Genomic DNA, 16366 nt, shown 5'->3' on the forward strand with positions numbered 1-16366 from the left:
TGCGGTGACGCCCTCGCGCGGCGGTCCGATGGTTGGGCGCCCGCGTCTTCGCAACGGACCGGCGACCCGTTCCAACATGGGCGTTGCAGTCGGCGTCGGGCTCGCGTCAATAGATATACCTCAATCGGGTGAGCGCGAGGCTACTTCCTTTTCGATATAAGCATTATCGGTTAAAAACATATATACTAAATTAGAATTAAGCGCACGAGTACCTGCTGCGACGAGCGACGTCGAAGACAAGACGACATCAGGCGTAGTCATCCCGAACGATCGCGCATCGGCGGGAGGCGCGTTGGCGTGTCCGGCGCAGATGATCCGCGGGCTGCGAGCAGCTCGGCGAGACATTGAATTTTCATTTGGAGGCGAGCGAGACCGATGGCGGATTTGGGCGTTGGAACTGATGCGACGACGACGGTAAATGCAAATACGACCTACGGAAGCATTTTCCTCGGTACGAATTCGACCTTGATCATCGATGGGGCGTCAGTATCGACGGGTTACCTTGATACGGGAACGAATTCACTGATCAGGGTCACCAATGGGGCGACTCTGATCAATACCGGCTGGACCGGCGGCTCGGGCGCCACCTACGAGATCGTCGGTGCGTCGACGCTGGATTTTTCGGCGGCGACGGCCGGTGGCGGCGGCATCGTCGGCGAGACGGTCATCTTCAGCGGGACCGGCGATGGAACCGTGAATCTGCCGGGCGGCATCTTGGGCGCGGGGAACACGTCCGGCCTGACTGTCCAGGGCTTTAGCGCGGGTGACCTGCTGCGGTTCGGCGACGACAACATCACCGAGTTCCGGACCATCGACAACGGCGACGGCACCATCACCATCCAGGCCGTCGACGTTCAGAGCGAGTGGTACACGCAGATCCTGTCCTCGATCACTCTGTCAGGCAGCTTCAACCCAAGCGATTTCATCTTCGATCCCACGACCGGCACCGTCGGCTATGCGTGCTTCCTCGCCGGCACCATGATCGCCACGCCTGACGGCGAGGTCGCGGTCGAAGAGCTCGCCATCGGCGATCTGGTCCTCGGTGCCGATGGCCGGCCGCGCGCAGTGCGTTGGATTGGCCGCCAGAGCGTCGTTGCCATGTTCGCCGATCCGCTGCTGGCCTATCCGGTGCGCGTTGCCGCCGGGGCGCTCGGGGACGGTCTGCCCGCCCGCGATCTCTTCCTCTCACCGGACCATGCGCTGTTGGTCGACGGGGTGCTGGTGCAGGCCGGTGCCATGGTGAACGGCAGCAGCATCACCCGGGTCGAACGGCCGGAGGCGCGCTTCACCTATTTCCACGTCGAGCTCGAGGATCACGCCCTGATCCTGGCCGAGGGCGCGCCGGCGGAGACCTTCGTCGACAACGTCACCCGGCGCCGCTTCGACAACTACGCGGAGTATGAAGCGTTGTTCGGCGAGGACGGCGCACACATCCCCGAGCTGGAGCTGCCACGCGTGAAGTCGGCCCGGCAGTTGCCGCGCGTGGTCCGCGAGCGCCTGGCGGCGCGGGCCGAGGCACTGCTGGGCTCGATGGACCAGCTGGCCGCGTAGGGTCGCCTGCGGGGCGTGGCCGGACGGCGCCGACCGTCCGGCTGCGGGCCTGCGGCCTTGGCGTCCGGTCCGCTCTCGCGCCGGAGCGCCAGGGCGCCGCGGCCATGACGTCACCGCCCGTCCGTCGTCCCCGATATCCCTTCGTCTGGAAGAGGCAGCTGAACGGCAGGCGACCGCTCGATCTGCCGGATCAGCCCGAGCGCCGCGGGGGAGCCCTCGTTGGCGCGGAAGATGGCCGCGACCTCGGACGTGATCGGCTTGCCGGCGAGGGGCCGAAAGGCGACGTTCGGCATCCGGATGACGTCGTGCAGAACGCTCGGCACGACGGCGATCCCGGCGCCGAGGGACACCTGCGTCACCACGGCGAGCAGGCTTCCGGGCGCGGACACGATCCGCGGCATGAACCGTCCGCGGCGCGCGACCTCGTAGGTTCCCGCCTCTTGCTCGGGCGTGATGAAAGCCTCGGCGCGCATCCGGCTCGCGCGTACGGGCCCGTCTGCCGCCAGCGCGTGGCTCGCCGGCAATGCAATGCAGAAATGGTCGCGGGCCAGGATGTGGCGGCGCACGTTGCGCGGCAGCGTCATGGGCAGGCGGACGAAGCCGACGTCGACCTGGCCCTCCGCGACGAGGCCGGGGAGCTTGTCCATCGGCAGCTCGCGCGCAGCGACGTCGACCCCCGGCCAGGCCTCCCGGAACCGGTTCGTCTGCTCCTGGAGCACGCCGGCATAGGCGGCGGAGCCCACATAGCCGATCTCGACGCGCCCGATCTCGCCCCGCCCCGCGCGCCGGCCGACCGTCTCGGCCTTGGCAAAGGCGTCGAGCACGGCGCGTGCTTCCGCCAGGAAGATCTGCCCCGCGGGCGTCAGGGCGACCGAACGCTTCGTCCGCGCGAACAGCCTTGCCGAAAGCGTGCGCTCGATCTCCTGGATCTGCACCGTGAGGGTGGGCGGGGCGATGTTCAGCCGCTCGGCCGCGCGTGCGAAATGCAGCTCCTCGGCCAGGGTCACGAAGTACCGAAGATGCCTCAGTTCCACCTTGGCCTCGCGCGGGGTGAATTAGCTGCAACCTAATAATTTAGGCAAACGCCGGCAATGCGATGAAGTCAGCGCCGGGGCTAATCGAGCGGGCCGCCCTCCCTGGAAGGAACGACCCATGCTCGCTCACACGGTCCGCGTCGCCGTCCCGCCCTCCGCCGCCGCGCGCGAGCGATGACGCCGGACCGGCTGATCGAACAGCGCGCCGACGGCGGCGGGCTGCCGATCCTGCTCACGGCATCGACGGGCTGCGCCATGACGGTCCTCGACACCAACATCGTCGCCATCGTGCTGCCGACCATCGCACGCGATCTCGGCGCCAGTTTCGCGGAGGTCGAGTGGGTCGTCAGCGCCTATGTCCTGTGCTTTGCCGCGCTGCTGCTGCCGGCCGGCGCGATCGCCGACCGCTTCGGACGCCGCAAGGTCTTCCTGATCGGCATCGGCGCGTTCGCCCTCGCATCGCTGCTGTGCGGCATGGCCGCCTCGGCGACGGCGCTCTACCTCTCCCGCGCGCTCCAAGGCGCCGGCGCGGCCTTCCTCCTGGCACCCGCCCTGGCCATCATCGGCCACGCCTTCCACGCGGGCGCGGAGCGCGACCGGGCCTGGGCCATCTGGGGCGGGATGATGGGGCTCACCATGGTGCTCGCGCCCGTCGCCGGCGGCGTCATCGCCACCGCGCTCGGTTGGCGATGGGCCTTCAACGTCAACGTGCCGATCTGCCTTCTGCTCGCCGGTGCCGTCGTGCTGCTCGTGGAGGACTCCAGCGATGCCGGCGCAGGCCGGCTCGATCCCGCCGGCATTCTCTCGTTCGCCGCGTCGATATTCGGCCTGACCTGGGGGCTCATCGATGGGCAGGCGCACGGCTGGGCCTCACCAAGGGCCGTTGCCGGCTTCGGCGCCGGCGCCCTGGGGCTGGCGATCTTCGTCGTGACCGAGCGCCTTCAAGCGCGGCCGATGCTCGACCTCGCGCTGTTTCGCCGGCCCCGTTTCGTCGGTGCGGTGTGGGCGATGGTCGCCTATGCCGGCTGCGCCCAGGTCATGGCCTCGCTGCTGCCGCTCTTCCTCCAGAACGGGCTCGGCCGCACGCCCGTCGAGGCCGGCTTCGCGATGCTGCCCTTCGCGCTGGCCATGCTCGTGTTTCCCTCCATCGGGCGGCGCCTGAACCGCCGTCTGGCGCCGCGCCGGGTCCTCGGCCTCGGCCTGTCGGTGGTCGCGATCGGGAACGCCCTGACGGGCTGGGGCGCCTATCTCGGCGCATCGTCCGTCGCGATGGCGGGCATGCTGGTGCTCGGCGCCGGTGCCGGCCTGCTGAACGGCGAGACCCAGAAGGCGATCATGACCGCCGTGCCGCACGAGCGCGCCGGCATGGCCTCGGGCATCAGCACCACCTCCCGCTTCACCGGCATCCTGCTCGGTTTCGCGATGCTCAGCGGCGTGCTCGCGACCGTGACGCGGAACCTGCTGATGCAGGCCATCTGCCCGGGCGAAGGCGCCTGTGATCACTCGCGCGCCCTGGCCGATGCCGTCGTGGCCGGTGACTTTCGCCAGGCGCTGGCCGGTGTGACGGGCGGCGGCCGAGCGATCGCGACGGCGCAGGCCCAGCTCGCGTATTCGAGCGGCTTCGCGGCGGCGCTGTTGGCCGCCGCTCTCGCTGCCGGCGCATCGGCCCTTGCCGTGCATCTGTTGATGGACGATCGCTCGAGGCTCGGCGCAGCGCGCGGACATGAGCGGGCCTGACGCCCGGGTTGACTTGGCCGTTGCCGGCCGTTCGATGTGGGGGGCGCCGCGGCGGACGATCCGCCGACCGGCGACCGCAGGAGCACGTACGCCATGGCAATCCGGACCACGTCGTCATCCGCGTTCGACGTGATCGTCGTGGGCGGAGGGTCGGCGGGCGCGGTGATGGCCAACCGGCTCAGCCGGGATGGCGCACGGCGCGTTCTTCTGCTCGAGGCCGGGCCTGCCTATGCGGCCGCCTCATATCCCGACGTGCTCGCGAATGCCGATCGCGTCGGCGGCGACGAGGCGCACGATTGGGGCTATCACACGCAGGACCGTCTCACGCTCGGCCACGACGTGACGGCGCTTCGGGGCAAGGTGCTCGGCGGCAGCTCGGCCGTGAACGTGGGCGTCGCCGTGCGCGCCAGGCCGTCGGATTTCGCGCGCTGGACGGCGCGGGGGATCGAGGGCTGGTCCTTCCCGGATGTCCTGCCGATCTATCGGGAGCTGGAGAACACGCCGACCGGCGACGAGGCGTGGCACGGCCGATCGGGGCCGTTTCCGATCCGGCAAACGGCGCTGGAGGAGCTCACCCCGTCCATGCGTGCGTTCGTGCTCGCCGCGGAAGCGCTCGGCCTGCCACGCATCGACGATCTCAACGGCGCGGAGCAGCATGGCGTCTCTCCCTTTCCCCTGAACGTGGTCGACCGCCGGCGCATCAACACGGGCATGGCCTATCTCACGGACGAGGTCCGCAGCCGCTCCAACCTGTCGATCCGCGGCGGCGCCGAGGTCGACAGCGTGATCTTCCACGGTCGCCGGGCGGTGGGCGTGCGCCTGATCGATGGGGAGACCATCGCCGCCGGCCAGGTGGTGCTGTCGGGCGGCGCCTTCGGCAGCCCGGCGATCCTGATGCGGTCCGGCATCGGGCCGGCGGCGCATCTCGCCGAGCTCGGCATTCCCGTTCTGGCCGATGCGCCCGTCGGCGAACGGCTCAAGGAGCATCCCTTCTCCTACAACGTCTACGCGCTCAAAGCCGGCGTGAAGGCCATGGAGCCGACCGCGGGCGCGCTGATCTGGACGCGGTCGAGCGAAGCGGCGGAAGGCGAGCTCGACTTGCACATCGCGGCGACGCACATCTTCGACCCGGCGGACAGTCCGACCGGCGCCGCGATCGTTCTCGCCAGCGCCGTGACGCTCCCGCAATCCATCGGATCGTTCCGGCTCGCCAGCCGCAATCCCCGGGACATGCCCCTCATCCGCTATAACTTCTTCCAGGAGCCGGGCGACCTGCGGCGCATGGTGGAGGTGGTTCGGCTGTCGCGTCGGATCGGGCGCACGGCGCCCTTCAGCGAGATGGTCGAGCGCGAGCTGACGCCTGGCCCAGACGTCAACGACGGCGAGGCGCTGGAGCAGGCGGTGAGGGCCACCGTCGACAGCTATTGCCATCCGACGTCGACCGTGCCGATGGGGGGCGGCGGCGACCCTGCCGCCGTGGTCGATGCGCGTGGCGCGGTGCGCGAGGTGGAGGGCCTGCATGTGGTCGACGCATCGATCATGCCGGACATCCCGTCCGCGGCGACGAACCTCACGACGATCATGATGGCGGAGGCGATCGGCCGGGTGTTGGCCGGTCAATCCTGAGTGCTGCGGCCTCCCGTCATTCGCCGTTCTTGGCGTTGAAGACGACGAAGCGGATATCCTCCTTCGGCGTAAAATTGCTCCGTTGCACCTTGAACGTCGTCGGGCCTGTCCTGGCGATGCCGTCGATGCACAGCGACAGAACAGCGTCCGGACGGAGCTTGTCGATCGTCAGGTCGAAATTGCCGATCGGCCCTTTCCAGTTCGCTCCGGTCGTCAGGATGTAGCTCACCTCGTCGCCGGGCACCAAAGCGTTGTCGGGGTGGGCCTTGGCCGCTTCCTTGGCGAGGCGCCGGATGCCAGCCTCCCCGGCGCTGTCGAGACAGTAGTCTTTCTTGTATCTCGATAGATCGATTGGCTCCTTGGCCGCGGCGTCGACATAAGCTCCTCCCGCGATCGGCTGATAGCTGTGTTCCAGCACGATCCGCCCATGCGCCGGGAAGGTCTGCTCCCAATGATAGGTGGCCCGAAGCGACCACTGCGCCGAGAGATCGGCGGCCTGTTCGGGCGAGCCGTAAAGAAGATCCTGCTGAACGAGCCGTCGACGGGCGTCGAGCGGCAGGGAGCTGAGCTTGTCCTTCCATGACGGAAGATTGGCATTGATGGGGAGGCCGGCCTTCAGCACCTCCGCGGTGATGTCGGTGCCTTGCTTGTGCTTGGGCTGCCGGTCGTCCGCCACGGCGGGCGCGCTGATGGCCCGCTGCTCCAGGGCCGGCTCTATGGACCGCCCGTCGGCCGTGACGGAAAACCTCACGAAATTGTCCTTGTCGGCTTCGGGCAAGGCCACGTTGTCCATCGGCCCGAAGGGCACGTCGGGCAGAGGAAAGGCGACGCGCTCCGTGATGTCCCGGTCGCTCTCGTTGCGAAAGATGTAGCGGACGCGAACCTGACGAGGGGACAGATACAGCTCCTCGCTCTCCATCACGATGTCATGCGACACCGTCAGCTCCAGGCCGCCGGCGCCGAGGACGGCGAGGCTGTCGTTGGCGAGGGCAGGCATGGCCGCGGCGGACGCGGCGAGACAGACGGCGGCAGGCAAGCGCATCGCTTCGGTCCTCGTGTCGGTCCGGCTTGTCGGTCGATGTCTCAAATCGCGAACTGCGCGGCAAGTGCCGACCTCGCCCGGACGCGTCGCGCCGATCGTCGCACAGGTCACTTGATTAGGAAGCGTTCTCTTTCTAAATAGGCGTCCATGAGCCCACCCGTCGTACAGCCCATGGAGCCGCGCGGTCCCGGCCGGCCCCGCGAGTTCGATCTCGACGCGACGCTGGACAAGGCGATCGGCGCGTTCAGCGAGCATGGCTACCACGCCACGTCGCTCGGCAAGCTGACATCGGCGATGGAGATCGCCGAAGGCAGCCTCTACAAGGCGTTCAAGGATAAGCGCGGTGTCTTCCTCGCCGCCTTCGAGCGCTATCTCCTGCTGCGCAACGAGCGGCTGACACAGGAGCTCGACGTCGCACGGACCGGCCGGGAGAAGGTCAGGGCCGTGCTCGCCGTCTATGCGGAGAGCAGCCATGGCAAGCTCGGCCGGCGCGGCTGCCTCGTCGTCGGCAGCGCCGTCGATCTCGCCAGCTCCGATCCGGAGATGGCCAAGCGCGTCGCGGGCGTGCTCGTGGCGCACGAAAGGCGGCTCCTCGACTTCATCCGGCAAGGGCAGGCGGATGGCTCGATTTCCGCGCAGATCGATGCCGCCGTCATCGCGCGTCTGCTCCTGTGCGTGGTGCAGGGGATGCGCGTCCTGGGCAAGACCGGCCGCAACCGCGGGGACATGACGAGCCTCGTCGACAGCGCGCTGAAGCTGCTCGACTGAGTTTTGGTCGATTTGGAAGCGATCGCTCTCTTAATCATCGAGACTGGATCAGGAGCTCGCCATGACACACGACATCGTTAAGACCTCCGCCGCGGACACGCTGCCGCCCTTCGATCCCGCGACGTTCTGGACCCGGTTCCGCCATGGGGCCGTGACGGTCAACGGCGTGCGCCTGCACATCGTGGACGGCGGCAGCGGCGCGCCGATTCTGCTGCTGCCCGGCTGGCCGCAGAGCTGGTACACGTGGCGGCAGGTGATGCCGCTGCTCGCCGCCGCCGGACGGCGTGTCGTCGCCCTCGACCCGCGCGGCATGGGCGATTCCGGCCGGCCCGCCGCCGGCTACGATCTGCGGACCGTGGCCGCCGACATCTACGGCGTCGTGGACGCGCTGGCCCTGATGGCGAGCGGACCGATCGACGTCGTCGGCCACGATGTCGGCGCCTGGATCGGCTACGCCTATGCGGCCGAGTGGCCGGGCGACGTGCGGCGGCTCGCCGTGTTCGACGCGGGGATTCCCGGCATCACCCCGCCACCTGCGGCCGGCGTTCCCTCGGCCGAGGCGAACGTGAAGACGTGGCACTTCGCCTTCAACCGCCTCGACGACCTGCCGGAGATCCTGCTGCAGGGGCGCGAGCGGGAGTTCCTGACCTGGCTGTTCCGCGCCAAGGCCGTCCGGCCCTGGACCATCACGCCCGCCGACCTCGACGAATATGTGCGGGTCAATGCCGCCCCGGGCGCCACCCGCTCGGCGCTCTCCTATTACCGGCACGTGCTTTGTCCCGAGGGGCTCGCGCACAGCCGCGAGCGCGCCGAGCGAAAGCTCGCCATGCCGGTGCTGGCCTTCGGCGCCGAGACCGGTACCGGCACCGCCCTGATCGAGACCATGCGTCTGGTCGCGACCGATGTGCGCGGCGGCGTGTTCGAAGGGTGCGGTCATTACATGCCCGAGGAAGCGCCCCTTGCCGTGGCCGAGCAGATCAAGCGGTTCATGGGCGCATGATCCGGTGCGGCGGCCGGTGAGGCCCGCCGGGCCGCGGCCCCGGGGCGCGACCAGCGGGGGCACGACGGTGTTGCCCCGCTGATCCGAGGCCGTTCGCCTAGCCGGCTCTCTAACTCTCCCGCTGCTGCAAGCAAGTGCTCCTCCCTCCCCCACGAAGTGGCGAGGAGGGGTAGGGGTGGGGCCGGCCCAGCTGCTTTGCGCTTCCAGAAGCTCACGCGGCCAAGCCGGCAGAGCGAAGCGCCCTCGCACCATCCCGTAGTGGGCACGCTCGAGATGCGTGAATCCAATAGCCTCCGCAGGCGGGAGCGCTCGTCGCCCTCGGGCCTTGATTGTCGTCAAACATACCATACATATGGTTTGCCGATCTGGCTGCTCGCCTCTGCCGAAGGGGCGGTGATCAGGGTTGATGATCGTCGCCGGCGTCGCCGTCTTGGACGGCTGCTCGAACTCAGTGGTGCATCGAACCGTGGAGAACCTTCACAAGCGCAAGAAGCAGCCGGACCTCGTCCGGCGCAATCTCCTGGATTGCGCGGCGCGGCTGGCGGCCGAGCAGGGCCTCGCCGGCGTGACCATCCAGGCCGTCTCCGACGCGGCCGGCGTCACCAAGGGGGGGCTGATGCATCACTTCCCCAACAAGCAGGCCCTGGTCGAGGCGGTGTTCTCGGACCTGCTGCAGCAGCTCGATCGCGACATCGACGCCCGGATGGCGGCGGACGAGGAGCCGCGCGGACGCTTCACGAGAGCCTATCTGGACGTCTCCTTCCTCGATCATGTGCGTGCCGAGGAGCAGCGGGAGATCTGGGCGGCCCTGTCGGTCTCCTCGATCACCGATCCGGCCCTGCGCCGGCTCTGGTCGCAGTGGCTGGAGGCGCGGCTCGAGCGGCATCGCGACACGGATGACGGGCCCATGTTCGATATCGTCAGGCTCGCCGCCGACGGCATCTGGCTGGCCTACATGCTCGCGGCCGACGGCAAGCTCCCGACGGACTTGCCGGCCCTGCGCGGGCGCCTCATCGCCATGACCCGGGAGCGATGACATGCCGGCGGAGCCTTCCCTCCACCGGGGCTGCCGCCGCCTCCCACCGCTCAGGATGGTGCCCCGGCCCGGAGATGCCGAGGTCGTCGGGACCAAACAGCCACGATCCTCCAGGCCGCTTTGGCTCGGACGTCGGCGCCTGCTGGAAAGCAACATGACCAATCGTGCAAAGCCGCTCTTGAACTCGCCTGCGCTTGTCCTCGCCGCGGCGCTCTCGCTGGCGCCGGCGATCGCCTTTGCGCAGGGGGCGGCCGAAACGCCTCCGCCCGCCGTCGGCGTCCTGACGCTTCGGCCCGCCGCTGTGCCGGTGACGAGCGAGCTGCCCGGCCGCATCGCCGCGACCCGCGTGTCGGAGGTGCGGGCGCGCGTCTCGGGCATCCTCCAGCAGCGCGTCTTCACGCAGGGCAGCCTCGTCAAGGCGGGCGATGTTCTCTACCGCATCGATCCGGCGCTTTTTCGCGTGCGGGTCGCCAGCGCCGAAGCGACGTTGCAGAAGGCGCAAGCCACCCAGGCCTATGCCCGCCAGCAGCACGAGCGCCAGAAGAGGCTGCGTGAGCGCGACTTCGCCAGCGCCGCCGCCTACGATTCGGCCGCCGCCGCACTGGCCCAGGCCGATGCCGACGTCGCGCTGGCCAAGGCCACGCTGGACGAGGCCCGGATCAATCTCGGCTACACCGACGTGCGCGCGCCGATCACCGGCATCATCGGCGGCGCCCTCGTCACCGAGGGCACGCTGGTGACGGCCGACGGCACCCAGAACCTCGCGCTCATCCAGCAGATCGATCCGGTCTATGCCGATTTCACGCAGTCGTCCTCGAACCTGCTCGCCCTCAGGCGCGCGGTCGAGGACGGCAAGCTTGAAAGCCCGGCGCCGGGGCAGGCCCGGGTCGACCTCGTCCTCGACGATGGCAGCCTCTATCGCCAGCCCGGCAAGCTGCTGTTCGCGAGCGCCACGGTCGACGCCACGACCGGGCAGGTGACCCTGCGCGCAGAATTTCCCAATCCGCGCGGGGAGCTGCTGCCGGGCCTCTACGTGCGCATCCGTATCGAGCAGGCCGTCCGTCAAGGCGCCATCACCATCCCGCAGCGCGCGGTGGTCCGCACCCCCGAGGGGACGGCGCAGGTCTACGTCGTCTCGCAGGATGGCGTCGCGCAGACCCGCGAGATCCGGCTCGGCCAGGCATCGGGGGCGGACTGGATCGTCGACGCGGGCCTGCAAGCCGGTGAGCAGATCGTCGTCGACGGCGTCCAGAAAGTGCAGCCGGGCGGCAAGGTCGTCGCCGAACGCTGGCAGCCGGCGCGAGCGCCCGGCGATCGGGCCGAAGCAGGCCGCTGAGACGCGACCCAGATTCAAGGAGCTGGAGCGGTCTCTCCGATCGGATGAGCCCATCGGATCAGGAGCCTGCTCCGGGACCGACCGCACCTCCGCCCGGGCGAGGGAATAGGCAATTCTATGGCTCAGTTCTTCATCGACAGGCCGATCCTGGCCTGGGTGTTCGCGCTTTTCATCTCGATCGCGGGCGTGATCGCCCTGCCGTTCCTGCCGATCGCCCAGTATCCGAAGGTCGCCCCGCCGCAGTTGACGATCTCGACCTTTTATCCCGGCGCCTCGCCGCAGGATGTCTATCAGGGCGTCACGCGGCAGATCGAGGAAGAGCTCAACGGCGTCGACAATCTTCTCTATTTCGAATCGACGTCGGACACCTCGGGCTCGGTGAGCATCACGACGACGTTCAAGCCGGGCACGAATATCGATCAGGCCTCCGTCGATGTGCAGAACCGGATTCGCCGCGTCGAGCCGCGCCTGCCGCAGACGGTCAAGTCGCAAGGCATCACCGTGGAGGAGGCCGGCACCGGCTTTCTCCTCTTCGTCTCGCTGACCTCGACGGACGGCAAACTGGATGAAGCGGCGCTCGGCGACTACGTCAGCCGCAACATCCTCGGCGAGCTGCGGCGCCTCGACGGCGTCGGCCGCGCGCAGCTGTTCTCGGCGCAGCGCGCCATGCGCGTCTGGATCGATCCGGACAAATTAGTTGGCTACAATCTGTCCGTCGGCGATGTCGGCACGGCCATTGCGGCACAGAATGCCCAGGTGGCCGCCGGCCAGATCGGCGCCGCCCCCAATCCGGTCAGCCAGGACCTGACGGCCACCGTGCTGGTCAAGGGCCAGTTGAGCGATCCCAAGGAGTTCGGCGAGATCATCCTGCGCGCCAATCCGGACGGATCGGCCGTTCGGCTGCGCGATGTCGCCCGGCTCGAGGTCGGCGCCGAGAACTACAATTTCTCCAGCCGCCTCAACGGCCAGCCGAGCGCGGCCGTCGGCGTCCAGCTCTCGTCGACGGGCAATGCCGTGGCGACGTCGCAAGCCGTCAAGGCGAAACTGAAGGAGCTGTCGCGCTACTTCCCGCGCGGCGTCGCGTATTCGGTCCCCTACGACACGAGCCCGTTCGTATCCGCCTCGATCAACAAGGTCGTTCATACGCTTGTCGAGGCGATGGTGCTGGTCTTCGTCGTGATGTTCGTCTTCCTCCAGAACATCCGCTACACCATCATTCCGACCCTCGTCGTTCCCGTCGCGCTGCTCGGCACGCTCGCGGTCATGTTCGCGACGGGCTTCTCGATCAATGTGCTGACGATGTTCGCCATGGTGCTCGCCATCGGCATCCTGGTCGACGACGCCATCGTCGTCGTCGAGAACGTCGAGCGCATCATGGCCGAGGAGGGCCTGTCACCGAAGGCCGCGACCAGGAAGGCGATGGGCCAGATCACCGGCGCCATCCTCGGCATCACGCTGGTCCTGGCGTCGGTGTTCGTGCCGATGGCGTTCTTCCCCGGCTCGACCGGGATCATCTACCGCCAGTTCAGCCTGACCATGGTGGTGTCGATCCTGTTCTCCGCCTTCCTGGCGCTGTCGCTGACGCCCGCGCTCTGCGCCACCTTCCTGAAGCCCATCGCCAAGGGCCATCACCACGAGAAGAAGGGCCTCGGCGGCTGGTTCAATCGCGGCTTCGAGCGCCTCACCGCCGGCTACGCGCGTACGGTGACCGGCATGGTGCGGCGGGCGGGCCGGATGATGGTCGTCTATCTCGCCCTCGTCGTCGGGCTCGGCTACCTGTTCCTCAACCTGCCGGGCGCCTTCGTGCCCGACGAGGACCAGGGCTTCGTCATCATCGATGTCCAGGGACCGCCGGAGGCAAGCCGCAATCGCACGGTCGCCTCGCTGGAGCAGATCGAAGCCATGCTCAAGGCGGAGTCGGCCGTCGCCGACGTGATCGCGATTCAAGGGTTCAGCTTCTCCGGCAACGGGCCGAACGCCGCCATCACGTTCGTCACGCTGAAGGACTGGGCTGAACGCGGCCCCGGCAGCTCCGCCAAGGAGATCGCCGATCGCGCCAACATGCAGCTCTTCGCGCTGAAGGATGCAACCGCCTTCGCGCTCTCGCCGCCGCCGATCGAAGGCTTCGGCACGACCAACGGCTTCAGCTTCCGCCTGCAGGACCGCGGCGGCAAGGGACAGGCGGCGCTCAATGCCGCCGCCGGCGAGCTGGCGGCAAAGGCGGCGCAGAGCGGCATCATCGTCGGCATCAGGCCCGAGGGCATGCCGGATTCGGCCCAGGTGGTGCTCACCATCGACCGCGAGAAGGCGAACACCTTCGGCGTGACCTTCGCGGACATCAACACCACGATCACCGCCAACCTCGGCTCGTCCTATATCAACGACTATCCGAACACCGGCCGCATGCAGCGCGTCGTCATCCAGGCGCAGGACCGCAGCCGCCTCCAGGCGGAGGACCTGCTGAAGCTCAACGTGCGGAACGCCGGCGGGGGCATGGTGCCGCTCTCCTCCTTCGCCCTCGTCGAGTGGCGGAAGGGGCCGTCCCAGATCGTCGGCTACAACGGCTATCCGTCGGTCCGCATCGCCGGCTCGCCGGCTCCAGGCTATTCGTCGGGTGCAGCGATCGCGGAGATGGAACGCCTCGCCTCGCAGTTGCCGGAGGGCTTCGGCTTCGAATGGACCGGCCAGTCGCTGGAGGAGATCAAGTCCGGCTCGCAGGCCCCCTTCCTGCTGGCGCTCAGCATCCTGTTCGTGTTCCTGCTGCTGTCGGGGCTCTACGAAAGCTGGTCGATCCCGCTCGCGGTGATCCTCGTCGTTCCGCTCGGCGTCATCGGCTCCGTCGCGGCGGTCATGCTCCGGGATATGCCGAACGACCTCTACTTCAAGGTGGGACTGATCGCGATCATCGGCCTGTCGGCCAAGAACGCGATCCTCATCGTCGAGTTCGCCAAGGACTATTACGCCCAAGGCCGATCGCTGCACGAGTCCGCCGTCGAGGCGGCACGCATCAGGTTTCGGCCGATCGTCATGACCTCGCTCGCCTTCGCGCTGGGTGTCGTGCCGCTCGCCATCGCGACCGGGCCCAGCGCGGCCAGCCAGAACGCGATCGGCACCGGCGTGCTCGGCGGCATGATCTCGGCGACGATCCTCGCCGTCTTCTTCGTTCCGGCCTTCTTCGTCTTCGTTCTGAAAGGTCTCGGGACGAAGCGGCCCGGTCGTGGCGACGACGACCTCTCCCATGCCGCGTCCAAGGCATCCGCCACCGCGGCCCATCCGGCCCCGAGCGACGATAGGCAGCCCGAGCCTATGGGAACGCCTGCGGCCATGGAGAGCGCTGACACCCGGCGAGCCCCCTCCGGACAGCAAAAGCCCGGCGCAGTCCCGATAACCGGGCCCTAGAGCATTTCGCAATTGGATGAGCATCATCCAATTGCAGAGAAATCTCCATCCTTCTGAATCTGGAGCGCTTCTTTTGCGATTGGGTGAGTCCACCCAATCGCGAAGCACGCTAGGCCGAGGCATTCATGGCTGAATGCTCGCGTCGATCGCTTCTCGGCGGAGGCCGATGCTGTGTCGCGCCCCACGGTTCATCACGTATATGATTTGTCATCTCGGTGGCTTTCGCCTGGCTCCTGGTTTGGATAGTTGAATCTCAACTACGAAACCGGAGGGACGCGCGCCGATGGCGGATCAATGGCATCATTACATTGATGGGCAGAGCCAGGCGCCGTCGTCGGGCCAGTACATGCGCTCGTTTGATCCGTGCGCCGGGCAGGCCGCCGCCCGCGTTGCCGCGGGTAACGAGGCTGACGTGGGGCGGGCGGTCGATGCGGCGGCCGCGGCAGCTTCGGCCTGGCGCAGCCGCCGGCCGATCGAGCGCGGCCGCATCCTGCTCGCCATCGCGCAGGGCATCCGGGAGAACGCAGCCGATCTCGCCGGCCTGGAGCGGCTGGAGACGGGCAAGCCCGCGTGGCAGGCGCCCTTCGAGATCGAGATGGCCGCGCAGTACTTCGAATTCTACGGCGGCCTGACCAACATCTTTCAGGGCGAGACGATCAATCTCGGCGCGGGCTATCACTCCTACACGACGCGCGAGCCGTACGGCGTCGTCGGTGTGATCACCCCGTGGAATGCACCGCTCAACCAGGCCGCCCGCGCCATCGCGCCGGCTCTGGCGGCCGGCAACACGGTGGTGGCCAAGCCCTCGGAATTCACCTCCGGCACCACCGTGGCGCTGGCCCGGATGGCCTGCGAGGCGTGCGGCCTGCCGCCCGGCGTGTTCAACGTAGTGCTCGGCGCCGGTGACCTGTGCGGCACGGCGCTCGTCTCCCACCCGCTGGTCCGCAAGGTCGCCTTCACCGGCAGCGTGCGGGCGGGGCGCGAGATCGGGCGGATCGCCGCGGAGCGCATCATTCCGCTGACGCTGGAGCTGGGTGGCAAGTCGCCCAACATCGTCTTCGACGACGCCGACCTGGCGCTGGCCATACCGGGGGCGGTGCGCGCCTTCACGCTCAATGCCGGACAGGTCTGTCTGGCCGGAAGCCGATTGCTGGTGCAGGCGTCCATCCACGACCGCGTCGTCGCCGCCCTTGCCGAAGCGGTCGGCGGGCTGCGGGTCGGCCCCGCCGCCGATGCCATGGTCGGCCCCATCACGACCGAGGCGCAATACCAGCGCGTGAGAAGCTATTTCGACATCGCCCGACAGGAGGGCGCTCAGGCCGTCGTCGGCGGACAGCTGGCGAAGGACGAGGCCTGGCATGAGGGCTGGTTCGTCCCGCCGACGATCTACGCCGGCGTGCGCAACGACATGCGCATCGCCCGCGAGGAGATCTTCGGGCCGGTGCTGGTCGTCATCCCGTTCGAGGACGAGGCCGAGGCGATCCGCATCGCCAACGACACCGCCTACGGCCTCGCGGCCGGCATCTGGACGCAAAATGTCTCACGCGCCCACCGCGTGGCCGCGGCGGTCGAGGCCGGCCAGATCTATGTCAACGAGTATCAGGCGGGCGGCGTGGAGACGCCGCTCGGCGGTTACAAGAACAGCGGCTACGGCCGGGAGAAGGGCATCGAAGCCCTGCATCACTATACGCAGCTCAAGTGCGTTACGATCAAGCTATAGCGTTATATAGGTCGTAAGCAGAATATCTGCCGATAGCATGCCAGATGAGATGAATTACAAATTATATCTAGTGCTCTCATAAATCGCTGATGAAGCAGCAGCTGTCGGGAACGACGT

At 68.0% G+C, this 16366-nt stretch carries 10 protein-coding genes and 1 pseudogene; 9 read left to right on the forward strand and 2 right to left on the reverse strand.

The window, feature by feature from the left end:
* The first annotated feature begins 465 nt into the window (after positions 1 to 465).
* Complete coding sequence (locus tag ACZ5PO_RS11835; RefSeq protein WP_464193565.1) at positions 466 to 1551, forward strand: Hint domain-containing protein; 1086 nt, start codon at positions 466 to 468, stop codon at positions 1549 to 1551.
* 110 nt (positions 1552 to 1661) lie between these two features.
* On the opposite strand, the gene ACZ5PO_RS11840 is transcribed toward ACZ5PO_RS11835, so the two are convergent.
* On the reverse strand, positions 1662 to 2585 hold the full coding sequence (locus ACZ5PO_RS11840) for a LysR substrate-binding domain-containing protein (RefSeq protein ID WP_464193567.1): 924 nt from the start codon (positions 2583 to 2585) through the stop codon (positions 1662 to 1664).
* A gap of 174 nt (positions 2586 to 2759) precedes the next feature.
* Here ACZ5PO_RS11840 and ACZ5PO_RS11845 point away from each other — a divergent pair, with 174 nt between their 5' ends.
* Together ACZ5PO_RS11845 and ACZ5PO_RS11850 are read left to right on the forward strand one after the other, a co-directional pair.
* Positions 2760 to 4322 carry an MFS transporter gene (locus ACZ5PO_RS11845; protein WP_464193569.1) on the forward strand — a complete coding sequence of 521 codons (1563 nt, stop codon included), beginning with the start codon at positions 2760 to 2762 and terminating at the stop codon, positions 4320 to 4322.
* A gap of 93 nt (positions 4323 to 4415) precedes the next feature.
* Positions 4416 to 5948, forward strand: coding sequence for a GMC family oxidoreductase (locus tag ACZ5PO_RS11850; RefSeq protein WP_464193570.1), 1533 nt, complete (start codon positions 4416 to 4418; stop codon positions 5946 to 5948).
* A gap of 16 nt (positions 5949 to 5964) precedes the next feature.
* Here ACZ5PO_RS11850 and ACZ5PO_RS11855 read toward each other — a convergent pair whose 3' ends face one another.
* Positions 5965 to 6990, reverse strand: a complete 1026-nt coding sequence (locus ACZ5PO_RS11855; protein ID WP_464193572.1) for a DUF4424 domain-containing protein — start codon at positions 6988 to 6990, stop codon at positions 5965 to 5967.
* 147 nt (positions 6991 to 7137) lie between these two features.
* Between ACZ5PO_RS11855 and ACZ5PO_RS11860 the strand changes: the two genes are divergently transcribed.
* The 6 genes and pseudogenes from ACZ5PO_RS11860 (at position 7138) to ACZ5PO_RS11885 (ending at position 16249) form a co-directional block, all read left to right on the forward strand.
* The gene (locus ACZ5PO_RS11860; RefSeq protein WP_464193574.1) at positions 7138 to 7758 is read left to right on the forward strand and encodes a TetR/AcrR family transcriptional regulator; all 621 of its coding nucleotides are present in this window, start codon (positions 7138 to 7140) and stop codon (positions 7756 to 7758) included.
* 61 nt (positions 7759 to 7819) lie between these two features.
* Entirely contained in the window at positions 7820 to 8758 is a 939-nt protein-coding gene (locus ACZ5PO_RS11865) for an alpha/beta fold hydrolase (protein WP_464193576.1), read from the forward strand.
* A 406-nt stretch (positions 8759 to 9164) separates the two neighbouring features.
* Positions 9165 to 9794: a TetR/AcrR family transcriptional regulator gene (locus ACZ5PO_RS11870; protein ID WP_464193578.1), complete on the forward strand. Its 630-nt coding sequence runs from the start codon at positions 9165 to 9167 to the stop codon at positions 9792 to 9794.
* A 154-nt stretch (positions 9795 to 9948) separates the two neighbouring features.
* Positions 9949 to 11130, forward strand: a complete 1182-nt coding sequence (locus ACZ5PO_RS11875; protein ID WP_464193580.1) for an efflux RND transporter periplasmic adaptor subunit — start codon at positions 9949 to 9951, stop codon at positions 11128 to 11130.
* 117 nt (positions 11131 to 11247) lie between these two features.
* Positions 11248 to 14409, forward strand: a pseudogene (locus ACZ5PO_RS11880) (multidrug efflux RND transporter permease subunit); the annotation flags it as partial.
* 403 nt (positions 14410 to 14812) lie between these two features.
* Positions 14813 to 16249 (forward strand): aldehyde dehydrogenase family protein, encoded by a 1437-nt coding sequence (locus ACZ5PO_RS11885; RefSeq protein ID WP_464193582.1) that lies wholly within the window; start codon positions 14813 to 14815, stop codon positions 16247 to 16249.
* Positions 16250 to 16366: the final 117 nt, after the last annotated feature.

This window comes from Chelatococcus sp. KU-N122 (genome assembly GCF_055391085.1).

Coding starts and splice junctions, on each gene's coding strand:
- ACZ5PO_RS11885 (WP_464193582.1), top strand. CDS start 14,813: ATGGCGGATCAATGGCATCATTACATTGATGGGCAGAGCCAGGCGCCG.
- ACZ5PO_RS11850 (WP_464193570.1), top strand. CDS start 4,416: ATGGCAATCCGGACCACGTCGTCATCCGCGTTCGACGTGATCGTCGTG.
- ACZ5PO_RS11845 (WP_464193569.1), top strand. CDS start 2,760: ATGACGCCGGACCGGCTGATCGAACAGCGCGCCGACGGCGGCGGGCTG.
- ACZ5PO_RS11870 (WP_464193578.1), top strand. CDS start 9,165: ATGATCGTCGCCGGCGTCGCCGTCTTGGACGGCTGCTCGAACTCAGTG.
- ACZ5PO_RS11875 (WP_464193580.1), top strand. CDS start 9,949: ATGACCAATCGTGCAAAGCCGCTCTTGAACTCGCCTGCGCTTGTCCTC.
- ACZ5PO_RS11855 (WP_464193572.1), bottom strand. CDS start 6,990: ATGCGCTTGCCTGCCGCCGTCTGTCTCGCCGCGTCCGCCGCGGCCATG.
- ACZ5PO_RS11860 (WP_464193574.1), top strand. CDS start 7,138: ATGAGCCCACCCGTCGTACAGCCCATGGAGCCGCGCGGTCCCGGCCGG.
- ACZ5PO_RS11865 (WP_464193576.1), top strand. CDS start 7,820: ATGACACACGACATCGTTAAGACCTCCGCCGCGGACACGCTGCCGCCC.